The 17,632-nt window shown below is 64.8% G+C and carries 15 protein-coding genes; 5 read left to right on the top strand and 10 right to left on the bottom strand.

Annotated elements, in window-relative coordinates; genetic code table 11:
- Window positions 1–30: 30 nt before the first annotated feature.
- The gene (ruvB, locus tag SKA58_RS00910; protein WP_009820449.1) at window positions 31–1,050 is read right to left on the bottom strand and encodes a Holliday junction branch migration DNA helicase RuvB; all 1,020 of its coding nucleotides are present in this window, start codon (window positions 1,048–1,050) and stop codon (window positions 31–33) included.
- A complete protein-coding gene (ruvA, locus tag SKA58_RS00915) occupies window positions 1,047–1,655 on the bottom strand; it encodes a Holliday junction branch migration protein RuvA (protein ID WP_009820450.1) in 609 nt (202 codons plus the stop codon). Before ruvA ends, ruvB begins: the two co-directional genes overlap by 4 nt.
- A 123-nt stretch (window positions 1,656–1,778) precedes the next feature.
- On the opposite strand from ruvA, the gene SKA58_RS00920 reads away from it, so the two are divergent.
- The 3 genes from SKA58_RS00920 to SKA58_RS00930 are packed head-to-tail and all read left to right on the top strand — an operon-like array spanning window position 1,779 to window position 4,127.
- Complete coding sequence (locus SKA58_RS00920) at window positions 1,779–2,348, top strand: hypothetical protein (RefSeq protein ID WP_009820451.1); 570 nt, start codon at window positions 1,779–1,781, stop codon at window positions 2,346–2,348.
- A gap of 56 nt (window positions 2,349–2,404) precedes the next feature.
- Entirely contained in the window at window positions 2,405–2,764 is a 360-nt protein-coding gene (locus SKA58_RS00925; protein ID WP_009820452.1) for a hypothetical protein, read from the top strand.
- Between the two features lie 55 nt (window positions 2,765–2,819).
- Window positions 2,820–4,127 (top strand): methyltransferase family protein, encoded by a 1,308-nt coding sequence (locus SKA58_RS00930; RefSeq protein WP_009820453.1) that lies wholly within the window; start codon window positions 2,820–2,822, stop codon window positions 4,125–4,127.
- A 3-nt stretch (window positions 4,128–4,130) separates the two neighbouring features.
- Here the strand turns inward: SKA58_RS00930 and SKA58_RS00935 are convergent, their stop codons facing one another.
- From SKA58_RS00935 to SKA58_RS00950, 4 genes are all read right to left on the bottom strand, one after another.
- Window positions 4,131–5,504, bottom strand: a complete 1,374-nt coding sequence (locus SKA58_RS00935; RefSeq protein ID WP_009820454.1) for a glutamate--cysteine ligase — start codon at window positions 5,502–5,504, stop codon at window positions 4,131–4,133.
- Between the two features lie 98 nt (window positions 5,505–5,602).
- On the bottom strand, window positions 5,603–6,349 hold the full coding sequence (locus SKA58_RS00940) for a 16S rRNA (uracil(1498)-N(3))-methyltransferase (protein WP_009820455.1): 747 nt from the start codon (window positions 6,347–6,349) through the stop codon (window positions 5,603–5,605).
- Between the two features lie 43 nt (window positions 6,350–6,392).
- Window positions 6,393–7,541 carry a DUF1501 domain-containing protein gene (locus tag SKA58_RS00945; protein WP_009820456.1) on the bottom strand — a complete coding sequence of 383 codons (1,149 nt, stop codon included), beginning with the start codon at window positions 7,539–7,541 and terminating at the stop codon, window positions 6,393–6,395.
- A gap of 3 nt (window positions 7,542–7,544) precedes the next feature.
- Entirely contained in the window at window positions 7,545–8,975 is a 1,431-nt protein-coding gene (locus SKA58_RS00950; protein WP_009820457.1) for a DUF1800 domain-containing protein, read from the bottom strand.
- 132 nt (window positions 8,976–9,107) lie between these two features.
- Between SKA58_RS00950 and ubiA the strand changes: the two genes are divergently transcribed.
- Together ubiA and SKA58_RS00960 are read left to right on the top strand one after the other, a co-directional pair.
- Complete coding sequence (gene ubiA / locus SKA58_RS00955) at window positions 9,108–10,013, top strand: 4-hydroxybenzoate octaprenyltransferase (protein WP_009820458.1); 906 nt, start codon at window positions 9,108–9,110, stop codon at window positions 10,011–10,013.
- The gene (locus tag SKA58_RS00960; protein WP_009820459.1) at window positions 10,010–11,464 is read left to right on the top strand and encodes a phospholipase D-like domain-containing protein; all 1,455 of its coding nucleotides are present in this window, start codon (window positions 10,010–10,012) and stop codon (window positions 11,462–11,464) included. The genes ubiA and SKA58_RS00960 overlap by 4 nt, the downstream gene beginning before the upstream one ends.
- Here SKA58_RS00960 and SKA58_RS00965 read toward each other — a convergent pair.
- From SKA58_RS00965 to SKA58_RS00980, 4 genes are all read right to left on the bottom strand, one after another.
- The gene (locus tag SKA58_RS00965) at window positions 11,461–12,576 is read right to left on the bottom strand and encodes a pyridoxal phosphate-dependent aminotransferase (protein ID WP_037541976.1); all 1,116 of its coding nucleotides are present in this window, start codon (window positions 12,574–12,576) and stop codon (window positions 11,461–11,463) included. The genes SKA58_RS00960 and SKA58_RS00965 overlap by 4 nt on opposite strands.
- A gap of 83 nt (window positions 12,577–12,659) precedes the next feature.
- Window positions 12,660–16,103, bottom strand: a complete 3,444-nt coding sequence (gene smc / locus SKA58_RS00970; protein ID WP_009820461.1) for a chromosome segregation protein SMC — start codon at window positions 16,101–16,103, stop codon at window positions 12,660–12,662.
- Window positions 16,104–16,177: 74 nt separating this feature from the next.
- A complete protein-coding gene (locus tag SKA58_RS00975) occupies window positions 16,178–16,909 on the bottom strand; it encodes a DsbA family protein (RefSeq protein ID WP_009820462.1) in 732 nt (243 codons plus the stop codon).
- A 43-nt stretch (window positions 16,910–16,952) separates the two neighbouring features.
- Window positions 16,953–17,618, bottom strand: coding sequence for a thioredoxin domain-containing protein (locus tag SKA58_RS00980; RefSeq protein ID WP_009820463.1), 666 nt, complete (start codon window positions 17,616–17,618; stop codon window positions 16,953–16,955).
- Window positions 17,619–17,632 lie beyond the last annotated feature (14 nt).

The raw sequence follows: 17,632 nt of genomic DNA on the forward strand, positions 1-17,632 counted from the left end.
CGTAACGGCTATGCCTTTTGCACGGTTGCGTCAGTCGAACAGGCCGTTCTGCACATCCTGCGGCGGATGGAGGCCGAGATGCTTCCAGCCCGGGCCGTTGAGGCATCGGCCGCGCGCGGTCCGGGCGATCAGACCAAGCTGGATCAGATAGGGCTCGATCACTTCCTCGATCGTGTCGCGTGCTTCCGACAGGCCGGCTGCGAGCGTTTCGACGCCGACCGGGCCGCCGCGATAGATATCGGCAATCATCATCAGATAGCGCCGGTCCATGAGGTCGAGGCCAAGCTGGTCGACCTCCAGCCGTTGCAGTGCGCTGTCAGCCACTTGCCTGTCGACAGCGGGCGCGCCCGCGACATTGGCGAAGTCGCGTACCCTGCGCAGCAATCGTCCGGCGATGCGCGGGGTCCCGCGCGATCGGCGCGCGATTTCGACCGCGCCGTCGGATGTGATGGACAGATCAAGCAGATGCGCGGCGCGGCGCACGACCCGCTCCAGTTCCTCGACCGTATAAAATTGCAGCCGGACCGGGATGCCGAACCGATCGCGCAGCGGCGTCGTCAGCAGCCCTTGCCGCGTCGTCGCGCCGACCAGCGTAAAGCGCGGCAGGTCAATCCGCACCGATCGTGCGGACGGGCCTTCGCCGATCATCAGGTCGAGCGCGCGGTCCTCCATCGCGGGATAGAGCACTTCTTCGACCGCTGGATTCAGCCGGTGGATTTCGTCGACGAACAGGACATCCCCTTCGTCCAGATTGGTGAGCAGGGCGGCCAGATCGCCCGACTTGGCGATGACCGGGCCCGACGTGGCGCGAAAGCCCACGCCCATTTCCTTGGCGACGATCTGCGCCAGCGTCGTCTTGCCCAGGCCCGGCGGGCCGAAAAACAGCACATGATCCAGCGCATCGCCACGCGACTTTGCCGCCTGGATGAAGATGCGCAGATTTTCGCGTGCAGCCTGCTGGCCGACAAATTCGTCCAGCGATTTGGGACGCAGCGCCGCGTCCACATCTTCGGGCCGGCGCGCGGGGGTGAGCAGGCGGTCGTCCGTCACTTCGCCGCCTTTCGCAGCGCCAGGCGCACCAGTGCGTCAAGGCTGGCGCCTTCACCCAGTTCCCCTTCGGCCGCTGCGACGGCGGCGCTCGCTTCGGCGGGCTTGAAGCCGAGATTCTGAAGCGCGGACAGGGCATCGGTGCTCATATTGCCCACGGGCATCGCCACCGCGCCGCCCACGCCGATCGGGCCGCCAGCAGGCGCAGCGCCGATCTTGTCTTTCAGTTCATTGACGATACGCTGCGCCAGCTTGGGGCCAACGCCATTGGCGCGCGTGACCATCGCCTTGTCGCCTGTCGCAACCGCGCGATGCAGCTCGGCCGGCTCCAATGCCGAGAGGATTGCGAGCGCGACGCGCGATCCCACGCCCTGCACATGAGTCAGCAGCCGATACCAGTCGCGCTCGTCTGCACGGGCGAAGCCGACCAGCCGGATCGAATCTTCGGCCACCAGCATTTCGGTGTGGATCGTCACGGCTTCGCCGACCGGCCCCAACGCCGCCAATGTGCGCGACGACGCGCCGACAAGATAGCCGACGCCGCCGACGTCGATCACCGCATGGTCAATGCCGGTGCTGTCCAAAAGCCCCCTGAGTTTCGCAATCATGCCCGCTGTCCCATGGTCATGATCTGTTCTTTACAGGCTGCGCCATCACATACCAGTCCCAAAGCACGGCACCTTTTGCATGCCCGCGCGTATTGCAGCCCGACTCTGACCAAGGATAATCCCATGAATGCTCCGCTGCTGTCGCCCAAGGATTTCGAATTCCCCGCCATCGCACTGTCTGGCGTGGTGGATCACGGCATGTATTTGCATTTCAAGAACTGCCTCACCGGCGCGCCGCAACAGGGGCTGGTGGTGGTCGAGATTTCGACGCTGGGCGGCGACCCGGAAATCGCGCGCATGATGGGTGAGGATATCCGGTTCCATTCGGACCTCTATCCCGATCGGCGACTGGTGTTTCTGGGCAAGACCGCCGTCTATTCTGCGGGCGCGACCTTCATGAGCTTTTTTGCGACGGAAAATCGATATCTGACGCGCGGGACGCGGGTGATGATCCACGAACGGCTGATCACCAAGACGGTGAACCTGTCCGGCCCGCTGTCCACCTGCATCGCCACGCTCAAGGCCAATATCCACGAGATCGAAACATCGATCGCGATCCAGAATGAAGGGTTCCAGAACCTGATCCTGGGATCGCAGGTCACGATGGACGAGGTGCTACAGAAGGCGCCGGAAAACTGGTATCTGGAAGCCAATGAAGCACAAGCGAGGGGGTTGGTGGCCGCGGTCTTGTAAAAGACCAGGCCCGAACCGTCCGGATAATCGAGCGCAGTGCAGGACGGGAGAGGGATGTGGACGCGCGATATGAGATCAGGGCCGACCCGGCGCGGGGCATGATCCGCGTCCACATGGGCGGTTTTTTCGATCAGTCGGATGTTCAGTCTTTCGCGGCGGACTATCGTGCGGAACTTCGACTTGTGGCGCATCCCGGTCAGCTGACGCTGGTCGATATCCGCGACATGAAGATCCAGGCGCAGGACGTCGTCGCGGCCTTTGGATCAGTGATGGCCGCGCCCGATATCCGGTCCCGCAAGCTCGCCTTCCTCTGCGGATCGACACTCGCCCGGTTGCAGGCGCAGCGCCTGACCGACCGGGAGGGCGTCGCCTTTTTCGACGATGCGGCAGTAGCGGAGGCGTGGCTGCTGGCCTGAGTATGTCGTCCGTGCGCAAGCGCCTTCATCGCTTGCTTACGCTTTTCTGCTAGGCATGGCGCCCATGTCGAAGAGTGATTCCTGTCCCCGGTCCGCCGTCAGCCATGGTGTCGGCCTAGCCGGCCTTGCGGGGCTTGCGCTATGGACCATCGTCGCCCGCCATTATGGCATGAACGGTCCCAATGCCGGCCTGGCGGCAGTCGTGGCCTGCGGCGTACCGATGGTCCTGTGGTCGCTGATCGTCGACAAGGTGCATCGCAACGCATCGACGGGCATAGACTGGATCACGCCGCCCCGACCCGTTCGAGACGTGCTGGACATCAGCATCGTCAAGATCGCCGGCCTGTGGGCGACATGGCTTGCCATCGCCATCTTCTATTGCATCGCGCGCTGGTATTGGAGCGGCAATTACCGCTTTTCCATGGACCTGTTCATGAATGCGGCGCCCTGGATGCTGATAGCGTCCATCCCCTACATTCTCTGGGTCGACAGACGGCTGATCGACCCGCGTGATGCCACCTATAGTTTCGGGCAGTGGGTGATCGGCGGCGCGGCTGGCGCGGCGGACATGGTGCAGGTGGCCAATCACGCCCGTGCCTGGGCGGTCAAGGGCTTCTTCTTGGCTTTCATGGTCTCGATCGTTCCAGGCAATTTCGCCAGCGTGGTCGAATGGCGGGTCAGCGATGCGATGTCCCACCCGGTGGCGCTCGCGGGCTTCCTGATCGCGATCATGTTCATGGTGGACGTGTGCCTGGCGACTGTCGGTTACATCCTGACCTTCAAGCCGCTCGATTCCCACATCCGCACCGCCAATCCTTATCTCAGCGGCTGGCTGGCGGCGCTGATCTGCTACCCACCCTTCGTCCTGATGGGCAATGGCGGGCCGCTTGACTATCATTCCGGCGGCGCGGAATGGGACGTCTGGACACAGGGATCAACGGCGCTGCAATGGATCCTGGGCGGCTGGCTGGTCCTGCTGACCGCTATCTATGCCTGGGCGACCGTGGCGTTCGGCATCCGCTTTTCCAACCTCACCCATCGCGGCATATTAACCCATGGCCCCTATCGATGGACCCGCCATCCGGCCTATCTGTCGAAAAATCTCTTTTGGTGGTTCGCCTCGCTGCCGTTTCTGACGGTCACGGGCTCCGTTACCGACATGGTGCGCAACTGCGCGATGCTGGCGCTTACCAACGCGGTCTATTATTGGCGCGCCAAGACCGAGGAGCGGCATTTGTCGGCTGATCCCGATTATCGCGCCTATAGCGACTGGATGGAGCGCAACGCGCCGGTGCCCCGCTTCATCGCCTGGGCAACCGGGCGCAAGCGTAAGGTCCAGATCAGCGAGCAACCGGCCGAATAAAGGTCAGAAGCTTTCACCGGCATAGACGCGACTAAGGTCGCCCTGCCATTCGCCATGATAGCAATCGAGCAAGCGTTCGGCATTGGTCTTGCCCGATGCGGCGACGTCTTCCAGGAAGGACAGATAGCCGGTCTCATTGTCGCCCGACCCATTGAGGCGCGCGCGCGCGGCAAGCCCCGAGCGGGCGATGTCGATCACCTCGCGCGCAATGTCGCGCAACTTGCGGCCGCCGCCGACCGGCGCGTCGAGGCCCAGTTTGGGGACGGAATCGCGCAGCGCCTGCCGCTCTTCCATGCTCCAGTCCTTCACCACGTCCCAGGCCGCATCGAGCGCTTGGCTATCGTAGAGCAGGCCGACCCATAGCGCAGGCAGCGCACAGATTCGGTTCCACGGCCCGCCGTCCGCGCCGCGCATTTCCAGAAAGCTTTTCATCCGCACTTCGGGGAAGGCGGTGGACAAATGATCCTCCCAATCCTTCTCGGTCGGCTTTTCACCCGGCAGAACGGACAATTTGCCGTCCAGAAAGTCACGGAAGCTAAGGCCCGCCGCATCGATATATTTGCCGTCGCGGTAGACGAAATACATCGGCACATCGAGTGCATAGTCGGCATAGCGTTCATAGCCAAAGCCGTCTTCGAACACGAAGGGCAGCATGCCGGTACGCGCCGGGTCGGTATCTGACCAGATGTGGCTGCGATAGGACAGGAAGCCGTTGGGCTTGCCGTCGGTAAAGGGCGAATTGGCGAACAGCGCGGTCGCCAGCGGTTGCAGCGCCAGGCTGACGCGAAACTTCTGCGCCATGTCTGCTTCGCTGGCATAATCCAGATTGGTCTGGATGGTGCAGGTCCGCAGCATCATGTCGAGGCCAAGCGATCCGACGCGCGGCATATGCCGCAGCATGATCGCATAGCGGCCCTTGGGCATGATCGGCAGGTCGGACCGGCTCTTGTCCGGCCACATGCCAAGGCCAAGGAAGCCAAGGCCCAGCTGGTCGCCGACATATTTCACCTGTTCCAGATGCCGGCCCGTCTCCGCGCAGGTCTGGTGCAGATTTTCCAGCGGCGCCCCCGACAGTTCGAGCTGGCCAGCGGGCTCCAGGCTGATCGTGCCGTCGCTGCCCGACAGGGCGATGATCTTGCCGCCTTCATAGACCGGTTCCCAGCCAAAGCGGGTGAGGCCAAGCAACAGCGCGTGAATGCCGCCCTTTTCCTCATAGGACGGGGCATGATGATCGCTGCGGTCGTAGACAAATTTTTCATGCTCGGTGCCGATGCGCCAGCGGTCCTTGGGCTTTTCGCCCTTGGCAAAGGCCGCGATCAGCTGGTCGCGGCTTTCGATGACGGGATCATGACCCGCTGAGTCGGTTCTTGTGCTCATGCCACGCCCTTAGTGCTTCCCCCCGGCGCGTCAAACCGGACCGGCCGCGATCAGATAAGTTGCCACCGCTGGCAAGGCAAGAAGATAGCGAAACGAAACTAGTTCCAGTCGCCGTTGATCGCCATCCAGGCTGATGTCGCCGCGATGGCGGCGGTTTCGGCGCGCAGAATGCGCGGGCCGAGCGATACGGCCACGGCGCCCGGCATCGCCTGGATCGCGTCCCGCTCCTGCGGGTCGAATCCGCCCTCTGGCCCGACCAGGAACGCGGCGGGGCCGGGATGGGCGCGCAGCGTCTGTTCCAGCGGCGCGCCACCGCTTTCGTCCGCGAAGAAAAGATGGCGGCGGCTGTCCCAATTGCCAAGGAGCGCGTCCAGCTTCATCAGCGAGCCCAGATCGGGCAGGGCGGTGCGTCCGCATTGTTCAGCCGCTTCGACCAGATGCGCGTGCAGCCGATCAAGGTTCAACTTGTCGACGACAGCGCGGCGGGTCAGCACCGGTTGCAGCTTGGCGACGCCCAGTTCACACGCTTTTTCCGCGATCAGGTCGATGCGGCCCTTGCGGATGGGCGCGCAGCACAGCCAATAGTCAGGGACCTGCTCGGGCGCCCTGGTCTGCGCCACGCATTCCAGCACCAGATCCCGCTTGCGAATGTCGCGCGCGCGCGCCGCCCATTCGCCCGAGCGGCCGTCGAACAGCAAGACGATATCGTCCGGCTTCACCCGCATGACGCTGATCAGATAATGGGCCGGGTTGCCATCCACCGGCACGGCAACGCCGTCGCCCAATTGCGTTTCGACATGCAAACGCGGGGCGCTCTGCGGCGGCCAGGCGGGGGTGGCGGTCATCGGCAAGCTCTTGCCGCACCGTGATGCGCCTGTCGAGCGGCAGTTAGGCTCGAAACGGCTTCAGCCCAGGTTGAGAGGGATATAGGCGGGCCATCAGCCGCTCAGGATCCAAGCCGAAATGCGCGGCCAGAGAAGCGCCAATGACAGCTTCGGCAGCGATGGTCGGTCTCAGGTCGCGGCCATCGAGCAATGCGGCCGGGTTTAGTCCAGGCCAGTCTGCTTCGACCCGCCCAGCCCCGTCCAATGCGCCGCCCATCAGCATCATCAGCCCACCTGTGCCATGATCAGTGCCTGCTGTCCCATTTATCGCAACGGTTCGACCGAATTCGGACGCGACAATCACCAGCGTTTTTGTCCAGGCAGCACCCAATCCGTCGGCGAGCGAAGCGATCATGGCATCGAGATTCTTGAGTTGCATTGCCATGCGCGGTGCCTGTGAGCTGTGCATATCCCACCCATCGCTTTCCATCATCATGATCCGCGCACCGTCGGGTTGCGCCAGCATCTGCCCGGCGAGCATGCCGATAGCGGCGGCACCGCGGTGTCCGTCCAGGTCGAGATTGTCCGCGAGTTCGTGCGTGGCGCGCGCGCTGTCCCAAAGCGATGCCAACTGCGCATCATCAGCATATAGGGCTGAAATGCGCGTCATAATATCATCAGACGCATCGGAAAGTGCCGATGGCGCATAAGTCGCGACCTGCGTGGAACCTCGCATTGCCATGGGCACGGATGGCGCGATGGCCATGGCCCGGTCCTGCATGGCCGGCAATTGCATCAGCAGCCGGCCTACCCAGCCGGTTTTTTCGGTGTAGGGTTGTCGCCCACCACTCTCCAGAACATTCTGCCCGTCAAAGTGGGAGCGGTCGCGATAGGCCGAGGCGCTGGCATGAACGAAACGCGCCTGTTTCTGTTTGGCGAGCAGTCCGACCCGCTTCAGCGAAGGATGCAGGGTGAAGAAGGATTCACCCAGCACTTCTCCGCCCAGCAAAGTGTCGGCCATAACACCGCGCTGCTTCAGGAAGGCTGGATCGCCGGTGGGTGCAAGGATATGAAGGCCATCGGCCGCACCGCGCTGGATGATGAAGACGAAGCGTTGTTCCGTGGCTGCAGGCCCTGCATAGGCGATGCGGGGCAATAAGGCTGTCGTGGCAAGCGCGCCAGCGGCGCCAAGAAATCGGCGTCGATCCAGCATGTCCTATCTCCTCATCATTTCTGGCGCGACCAGCAGCAATGCCATGCCTTGTTGCGGGCTTTCCGCCCGAGCGACTACCTGTGCGGTCGCGGGACGAAGCGCCTCGCCAAAAACCCGACCGGCAACCTCGCGGGGGTCAGTTGCCGGAGATGTGTGTCGGGCAAGCCTTTGCGCAACCTCTACGCGTCGGAAAAGTGCCTCCGGCCCGGCCCAGTCCCCCGCAGAGTCGGCGAAACCGGCAGGAGACCCCGGTTGCCAAATGGGTTGGCCAAGCTGCGCGAAGAGGCCAGCGAGTTGATGGTCGGCCTGATCGGGATTGTCAGGCATTTCGGGCACGCCACCTTGCAAGCGAAATGCGCCGATCAGCCAGTCCCAGGGGGTGCGGAATTTCGATTCGGTGTTGGCCCAGGCCTCGGGCGCAGTGATGAGCGCCGCATAGACCGCGCGCAAGTCTCCACCCTTTTCCAGATAGACTGTCTCCAAGCGCGCCACCAGGGGAGCGGGGGGGGCGTCGGCGATGAAATGTCGCGCAATCTTGGTGGCAAGATGCCGCGCTGTCGCCGGATGGCGGGCCAGGTCGGTCAGAATGGCGCGGACCTGCTGCATTCCCGCCTGCGGGTAGGTTCGATCGAGAATCGTGCGCTTCCCCGGTTCATGAAGGGGTGGCGCAAACAGGAAATCGCCCGGTTCGCCCCCTAGCCGCGTGGTCAGTCGTTGCACCGGGCCGTTGCCCAGGCCAACGGCGGTCCAGCCTGTCAGCGCACGGGCCAGTTCGGTCACATCGCTCTGGCTGTACCCGCTGCGCGCGCCCAGCGTGTGAAGTTCCAGTATTTCGCGCCCCAGATTTTCATTCAGGCCCTGATTTCTGCCACGAGCGGCTATTTTCTGTCCGAATTGGCTCTTGGGGCCAATGGATTGTACCTGATCCAGATAAAGCAGCATTGCAGGGTGCTGGACGACGGCAAGCAGCATGTCTTCGAACCGGCCGAGGACATGAGGGCGTATCGCCTCGAACTCCATCAATCCGGCAAGGCCAAGCACAAGCGGCTTGTCGATCGACACCGCAAAATGATTCGACCAGAAATGGACCAGACGGTCGACAAATGGCGTTTCGCTGGCCACGGCGGCGCGAATCCGCACAGCGGCTTGAGCCTCATAATGGCCGCGAAATTGTCGGCTTTGCGGAAGCTGAGCTACTTTCACCTTGGCGTCGCCCGCCATGGACGCAGCCTGCATCGCTTGCTTGCGCGCGGTGCGAAGAGCATGAAAGTCAGCGATTATGCGCGCGCGCGACGCCAGCGCACCAGTGCTGGCAAGGTCGGGGCGGTAATCGTCCATCTGATCGCGCAACCACCCGATCGGATCGGTCAGTGGCTCATCGCCCGGCCTGGGGCCTAGGCCGAAGCGGCTCCAAGCGATGTCGGTCTTTCTCATGAGCGTTATTCCTCTTACCCGACCACTATGCGCCAAAATTTCGCAGAAATGTCCCAAGCTGGTAAGGCGAGGCCTATATGCGACAGGCCGAACGGGCTTTTCGGATCGCGACGCAGTCGTTAGTTGGAGCGCATGACTGATACCATCGTCCCCGACAGCCAGGCGCGCAGTCTGCTGGCGCGGTTGCCCCCAACGCCTCGCATGCTGGCGCAACTGGCGCGGCTGGACCGGCCGATCGGCTGGTGGCTGCTGTTCTGGCCGGGCGCCTGGGCGGTTGCCTTGGCTGGCGGGGGCTTTGCACGATGGCCGCTGATCGCTTGGCTGCTGCTGGGCAGTATCGCCATGCGCGGCGCGGGATGCGTGTTCAACGACATTGTCGATCGCGACCTGGACCTCAAGGTCGCGCGCACTGCCGCGCGGCCGCTTGCGAGCGGGACGATGGCGCTCAAGACTGCCTGGGTCTGGCTGCTCGCGCTCTGCCTCGTCGGGCTGGTTGTGCTGGTGCAGCTGCGCCCCTATGCGCAGGTCGTCGCGCTTTGCAGCCTGGCGCTGGTCGCGGCCTACCCCTTCATGAAACGCATCACCGGGTGGCCGCAAGTCTGGTTGGGTCTCGTCTTTTCCTGGGCATGCCTGGTGGGATGGAGCGAGGTGGCGGGCGCGCTGACGACGCCTGGCCTTCTTCTCTACGCAGGATCCATCTTCTGGGTCATTGGCTATGACACCATCTATGCCTTGCAGGACCGGGAGGATGACGCATTGATCGGGATCGGGTCCAGCGCGCTGTCGATGGGGCGCCATGTGCGCGCGGGCGTGACGTTTTGCTATCTGGCCGCGCTGTCGCTATGGGCGACTGCGATCTGGCTGGTGCGCGGGCAGGGCCTGGCACTGGCGGCATTGCTGCCGATGGCGGCGCACCTGATGTGGCAGGTCGGCACGTTGAAGGAGGACGGGATCGACCCGCTGCTTAAATTCCGCTCCAACCGCTTTGCCGGTTTCCTGATGTTCCTGGGCTGCCTCACCGTGGGAAGCGCTGCATGACGCCTCAGCCGGGCGCCGATTGTTGGCGGATCGAGCGGGCCGACAAGGCCAGCGTGGTCATCGACGCGGACACCTATTTTCGTCACGCGCGGGCCGCGATGATGAAGGCGAAGCGCCGTATCATGCTGATCGGATGGGACTTCGATGCAGCGATCAGCCTGGTGCGCGAGGAGGAAGCGCATGATGGCGCGCCGACCACGATCGGTGAATTCATCAGCTGGCTGGTCGATCAAACGCCGGAGCTGGAAATCTATCTGCTGCGCTGGGATGTTGGCGCGATCAAGGCGATGGCCCGGCCTACCAATTTCTTCACCACGCTTAAATGGATGGCGCACCCACGCGTCACCGTGAAGCTGGACAGCCATCATCCGCCCGCCGCATCGCATCACCAGAAGATTGTCGTCATCGACGATTGTTTCGCCTTTTGCGGTGGCATCGACATGACCGGCGACCGGTGGGACACGCGCCATCATCGTGATGAGGAATATGGCCGGCACCATCCCGACGGATCGCCCTATGGCCCCTGGCATGACGCGACCACGGCGCTGAAGGGCCCGGTCGCCGCAGCGCTGGGCGACCATGCCCGCGCGCGATGGAAGGGTGCGGGCGGCGAGGAGCTGGAGCCGGTGACGGGCAGCTATGAATGCTGGCCCGAAACCTTGCCGGTGCAGTTTGAAAATGTCGATGTCGCCATTGCCCGCACTGCGCCCGAAATGGACGATCAGGACGGCCTGACCGAGATCGAGCAACTGTATCTCAACCAGATCGCGCTGGCGAAACGGCACGTCTATGCCGAAAGCCAGTATTTTGCATCGCGCCGTATTGCCGAGGCGATCGCCAAACGGCTGGCTGAGCCGGACGGACCGGAATTCGTCATCATCAACCCGCAGCAGGCCGATGGCTGGCTGGAAAGCCAGGCGATGGATTCGGCGCGCGCTCGGCTGGTCGAGGCCTTGAAGGCGCGCGATCCGCATGGCCGCCTGCGCCTCTATCACCCCTTCACCCAGCGCGGCGCGCCAATCTATGTCCATGCCAAGATCCTGATCGTCGATGACCGGCTGATCCGGGTGGGGTCGTCCAACATGAACAATCGTTCGCTGCGGCTGGACACCGAATGCGACATCTGCATCGACACCGCGCTGCCCGCCAATGCGGACCGACAAAAGACGATCCTGCGCATTCGCGACGACCTGATCGCCGAACATCTTGACCTTCCGCTGGAGCGGGTGGCAGCGGTGATCGCCGAGCGGGGGCTGATCGCGGGCGTCGAGGAATTGCGGCAGAAGCCCGGCCGGACGTTGCGACCCTACCGGACGCCGGACCTCAATGCGGTACAGGAATGGCTGGCCGATAATGAGGTGCTGGACCCCGAAGGCCCGGAGGAAATGTTCGAGCCGATCAGCGAGCGCGGCCTGTTCCGCCGAATGAAGGGCTGGTTCGGCCGCCCCTAACCGATAGCCAGCCGGTCCAGCGTTTCGCCAAAGCGGGCGAGGGCGACCTCAAACCCCTCCGCTTGCTGGGCAAAGCCGATCCGCATATGATCGGGGTGGCCGAAGCAATCACCCGGGGCGAGCAAGACCCCCTGTTTTGCCAGCGCCTCGCATAAGGGCCGGCTGTCCTGCCCGTCCACCAGCCAGGGGAAGGCGGTCGTACCGCCGGACGGCCGGACCCAGGCAAGGGCGCTAGCGGTGCTATCCATAAATTCATCCAGACGCGTCAGGTTCGCGCCTGCAACGGTCGCCAGCATGTCGAGTATCAGGCGGCTATGATGCAGGGCATGGGTGGCGAGTCGTTCGAGCAGGGGCGAGGCGCTGATTGTGAAATAGCTGCGCGCGTCGACGATGCGCGCGCGCCGCTCTGAATCGGCGTCGATCAGCCAGCCAGTGCGCAGCCCCGGAAGCGACAACGACTTTGACAGGTCGCTGGTGACGATGACATTGGCCAGGCCCGCGGCCGATTGCTGCGGTGGGCCGAAATAGAGCGGGTGATAGACTTCATCCACCAGCAAGGGGATGCCCCGATCGGCGAGGGCGCCGGCAAGCCGGGCAATGCCTTCGCGGGGCATGACGCTGCCGCTGGGATTATGCGGCGTGTTGACGATGACCAGCGCGGTGTCGCGATCGACATCGGCGAGGATGGCATCCGCTTCCTGGGCAAAGCCGCGCGCGCGTTCCAGCCTGTAGGTTCGGGCGGTGAGGCCCCATCCGCGGGCGACGGCGTCATAGGCCGGATAACCAGGATCGGGCAGCAGGATATGCGCGCCCGGTCGGGAAAGGAGGCAGAAGAGGATCGAGAGTGCTTCCGATGCGCCGGTGGTGGCGACGACCATGTCCGCATCGACGCCGTGAAAGGCGGCTATGGCGCTGCGGAGCGCAGGCGTGCCCGCCGGCGGCGCGTAGCTCAGAACAACATCCCCAAGATCGAGCGGCTGATCGCCCAGCGCACACAGGTCCGCCACACTCCACCGCGGCCCGGTACTGGAGGCCAGATTGAAGGCAATCGGCGGATCGGCGAAGTCGTGCGCCGAAAGCCAGTGATCCAGCGCGAAGGGCGGCAAATGCACCAAGACATGACCTCCTTGTCATCTGGGAGAAGAATGACGCGGATTGCTGCGCCGGAGCAAGGGCCAGGCGCGACCCGCTGGCCTTATTCCGCCGCCAGCAGCGCTTCGGCCCCGTGCAGGTTGACGGACACCAAGCGACTGACGCCGGGTTCGACCATGGTGACGCCGAACAGGCGGTGCATCCGCGCCATGCTGACGGCATTGTGCGTAACGATCAGATAGCGGGTGTTGGTTTGCGCCACCATCGCGTCAAGCAGATCGCAGAATCGCTCGACATTGGCATCGTCCAGCGGCGCGTCCACTTCGTCCAACACGCAGATCGGCGCGGGGTTGGTGAGGAACAGGCCGAAGATGAGCGCCACGGCGGTCAGCGCCTGTTCGCCGCCCGACAAAAGCGTGAGCGCGGCGAGCTTCTTGCCGGGCGGCTGGGCCATGATTTCCAGCCCCGCCTCCAGCGGATCGTCGCTGTCGATCAGTTCCAGATGCGCTTGGCCGCCGTTGAAAAGGGTGGTGAAGAGACGGCGGAAATGGCCGTCCACCGCCTCGAATGCGGCAAGCAGGCGCTGGCGCCCCTCCCGGTTGAGACTGCCGATGGAGCCGCGCAATTGATGAATGGCCTGGGTGAGTTCCGCGCTTTCGGCGCGGCTGGTCGCCTGGCTGGTTTCCAGCTCCGCCAATTCCTGCGCCGCGACCAGATTGACCGGCCCGATCCGTTCGCGGTCGGCGACGAAGCGGTCATGTTCGGCCTGTTCGGTCTGGGCTATGCGGATGTCGGCGCTGGCAAAGCCGAGCTTTTCGGGCAGCACCGGGGGCGGGCATTCGAAGCGTTCACCCGACAGGCGATTGGTTTCGATCCGGCGTTCGTCCGCGGCTTCGGCGCGGGCGACGGCGGTGGCGCGGGTTTCGCGAGCGGCCGCAAGCGTTTCAGCGGCTTGAGCCGCCTGCGCTTCGGCCTGGCGCAGCGCGGCTTCCGCCGCCTGTTCAGCGGTGCGTGCGCGCTCGGCGGCGTCGGTGAGCGTCGATCCTTGCGTTTCAAGGTCGGCAATCGCCTGGCCCAGGCGATCGGGTGCCCCCTCAATCGCAGCGCGTTCCTGCGCAATGTCTTCGCCGCGCCCGGCCATGGCGGCGATGCGCTTGGCGGCCTCTCCGGCCCGGGCACGCCAGCCCTTAATCTCTGCATCGGCGGCGGCCTGCCTGTCGCGATCGCTGTCCAGTGCGCGATCGGCCAGCGCCTGATCGGCCTGCAACTGGCTGACGGCGGCGCGCGCTTTCTCGCTGGCCTGGCCGAGGGTCGCAACCAGCTGGCCGGTCGCCGCGCCATCGGGCATGGTCGCACGCGCGGCCTGCGCCTTTTCATGATCGGCCTGCGCGCGCTGAAGATCGCTGCGTGCGGCGGCGAGCCGCTCTTCCACCGCTTCGCGCCGCCCGGCGAGCCGCTCCAAGGCCGTCGTCGTTTCATCGGCAGCGCGCAGCGCGGCGCGCAGGCGCTGGTCCGCTTGCGTCAGCGCGGTGCGCCCGGCCGACAGTGCGGCGACCGCGGCCTGCTCGCGCTCTTTTGCGTCGTGCTGCGCGGCATCGGCTTTGTCTGCCTCCGCCTGTGCCGCCGGGCGCGCTGCGGCGATCGCGTCCAGCCGATTGAGGCGGATCAGCCGTTCGGCCGCCGCCGCCCCGCCTTCCAGCGCGACATAGCCGTCCCAGCGGCGCAGCTGCCCATCGCGCGTGACGAGCCGTTGCCCCACGGCGAGCGGCTGGCCTTCATCCCTGTCCACCACCGCGATCTGGCCCAGGCGGCGGGCAAGCGCAGCGGGCGCGGTGACATGGTCGGCGAGCGGCATCGCGCCGGCGGGAAGATGCGGATCCTGCGCCAGCGGCTCTGCCCCGGCCCATCGACGCTTGCCATCAGCCGAAACGGGTGCTTCGAGATCGTCACCCAGCGCGGCGGCGAGCGCGCGTTCATAGCCGGGCGCGGCCTTCATCTCGTCCAGAGCGCGGGCCTTGGGGCCTGCGCCGCCATCGACCGCGCGCTTGAGCGCGGCGGCTTCGCTATCCAGTGCGGCGAGGGACGCGCGGGCCGAAGCCAGCGCGGCTTGCGCCGCCGCGCGCGCATCTGCGGCGGCCTGCCTGTCCTTTTCAGCGGCCTCGATCGCGGCTTCGGCGGTATCGCGGTCGGCCTGCGCGCGCGTCTGATCGGCCTGCGCACTGGCGCGCTGCGCCATCAGCGGATCGGAATCCGGCAAGGCTGTGGCCTCGCTTTCCAGGCGCGCCACGTCCCGTTCCGTGCGGTCGCGCTGAGCGCGGGCGGAGGCCAGCGCGGCTTCGGCGACGCGCAGTTCGGCCTGCTCCGCCGCCTGCGTCGCCATCGCACGGGCCAAATCCAGTTCCGCGTCGCGCGCTTCTCCTTCGGCCGTCGCGATGCGCGCGGCAAAATCGGGCCTCAGCTTTTCGGTTTCAGCGATCCGGACCTTGAGCGTCGCAATTTCGGCGGTCAGGCGCGCGATCGCGTCGGCTGCATCATTGGCGAGCGTGCCTTCGCGCGCGCGATCTTCCGCCAGCCGGCCGGCCTGCTGCACCAGATCGGCAAGGCGGCGAACCGCCGAGTCCCGTTCGGTGCGCAGCGCGGCGAGCCGATGGCCCGCTTCATTGGCGGCGTCACGCGCGCTTTGCGCTGCGGACCGGCATTCCGCCAGCGCGGCGAGCGCGGCCTGCGCATGGGCGGCCGCGGCGAGCTGTCCCTCCTGCGCGGCGGCGACGGCGGCGTCGGCCTGCCGCGCTTCCGCGCGGGCGGCTTCGGCACTGGCATGGGCCTCTCGCCAACGCGCGAAGAGAACGCGGCCTTCGGCAACGCGAATCTGATCGGACAGGCGGATATAGCGTTCCGCTGCCTTTGCCTGACGCCGCAGGGCATTGGCGCGCATGTCCATGTCGAGCAGGATTTCATCCAGGCGCGCAAGATTGGTTTCAGCCGCCCGCAATTTCTGTTCGGCATCCTTGCGCCGGACATGTAGCCCGGCAATGCCCGCCGCTTCTTCCAGCATGGCGCGGCGTTCCTGCGGCCGTGCGGCGATGACGGCGGCAATACGCCCTTGGCTGACAAGGGCGGGGCTGTGCGGACCGGTCGCGGCGTCGGCAAAGACCAGCGCCACATCCTTGGCGCGCACATCCTTGCCATTGGCGCGATAGGCGCTGCCCGCGCCGCGCTCGATCCGGCGCGTGACGTCCAGTTCCCCATCAGCGCCGACGTCCACCGCGTTGAACAACTCTCCCTGTTCCTGGATGGTGAGCAGGGAGACTTCGGCAAAGTCGCGCCGGGGCCGGCTGGCGGTGCCGGCGAAGATTACATCCTCCATGCCCGCGCCGCGCATCGATTTGGCGCTCGATTCGCCCATGACCCAGCGAATGGCTTCGAGCAGGTTGGATTTGCCGCAGCCATTGGGGCCGACGATACCGGTCAGTCCCGGTTCGATCCGCAATTCGGTGGGATCGACGAAACTCTTGAAGCCGGAAAGCTTGAGCCGCTTTATCTGCATGGCGGCAATCCGGGGCAGCGCGCCGCCCCGGCTTTCCTTCGCTCAGGCGGAGATGTCAGTCCCCCGCCGCGCAATCAGAGACCCGCTTCCTTGAGCTTGGGTTCGAGCGAGGCCCAGTTGGCGGCATCGTCCACCAGCACCCCGTTGATGAGGAAGCTGGGCGTGCCGGTGATCTGATATTGATTGTTCGCCGCCTCGACGCCCTTCGCCAACTTTTCGGCGGTGGCCGTGTCGGCCAGGCACTGCCTGGCCTGATCCTCCGAAATGCCGCGCTGTTTGGCGAAGTCGATCAGCCCAGCGATCTGGGCGATCGCCACCGGGCGCTGCGCGGGCGACAGTTGCTCCACGCCCTTGAACGCGTCGTCATTGCCCTGAACCTTCTCGAACATCGCACCCTGATTGGCGAAAAACTGTTCGGACAAGGGGTAGAAGACGTCCTTTCCGCCGCAACGGGCGAGCAGTGCGGTGGTCAGGTCGATCGGATCGCGCACATAGGTGCGAAATTCATAGTTCATCTTGCCGGTATCGACGAGCTTGCGGATTTCCGGCGAAGCGGTCTCGGCAAATTCGGCGCAATGGCTGCACGTGAAGGAGCCATATTCCACGAGCTTGAGCTTGGCGTCGGGATTGCCCATCACGAAATTGCCTTCCGGCGTTTCGTTGACCGTGGCCGACCATGTCGTGCCGGCGGGCGCGGGCACGGCGGCGATCGGCGTGCCGCTGGGCTTGGCGGCCTCCTCACTGCTGTTGCAGGCGGTAAGGCTGAGGCTGAGGGCGGCGATGGCAAGACCGGTAAAGGCTTTCACGACGGGCAAGGCTCCGATGATTGGCGACTGGAAGCGGTGTAGATCAGCGGGCGACAGGGGGCAATGCGGCCTTCACCGTCGCCCAGTTCGATCCGTCAACCTTCGTCCCGTTGATGGTGAAGCCGGGCGTGCCGGTGATCTTCACCTTGGTCCATGCCTCGTCCGTCATCGCCAGCACCTGCTTCATGGATTGCGGGTTGGCGATGCAGGCGTTGAGCTGCGCATTGGTAAAGCCGCGTTTGTTCATCAGCGCATAAAGACCTGTCTTCTGGCCGATATCCTGGAGCGCCGGGATCTGATCGGCGGGCTTTTGCGCGTCGCGGTCGTAGCTTTCGACCTGCGTGATCCAGGCGCTCTGGTTGGCGAAGAGCGCCTCATGATTGCCCATGAACTTGGTTGGCCCGCCGCAGCGCGCCAGCAACGCGGCGGTAAGGTCATATTTGTCGCGCACGGCGTTACGCACCTCGACCCCGACCTTGCCGCCCTTCACATAATCGGTGCGCAGCGGCGCGCTCGCCTCGCTCACGAAATGCGCGCAGTGCGAGCAGGTGTAGCTGACATATTCCACCAATTTGGTGGGAGCGGCGGGGTTGCCCATATAATGGCCGCCGATCGGCGTCATCGTCACGCGGCTGGCCCAGTTGGCAGCGGGCGCTGCGACAAGGGCGGCGGGTAGGGCGAGCAGGCTGAGCGACAGAAGCTTCTTCATGGGGCGCGTCCAAA

It is taken from the genome of Sphingomonas sp. SKA58 (assembly GCF_000153545.1).
Lineage (GTDB): Bacteria > Pseudomonadota > Alphaproteobacteria > Sphingomonadales > Sphingomonadaceae > Sphingobium > Sphingobium soli.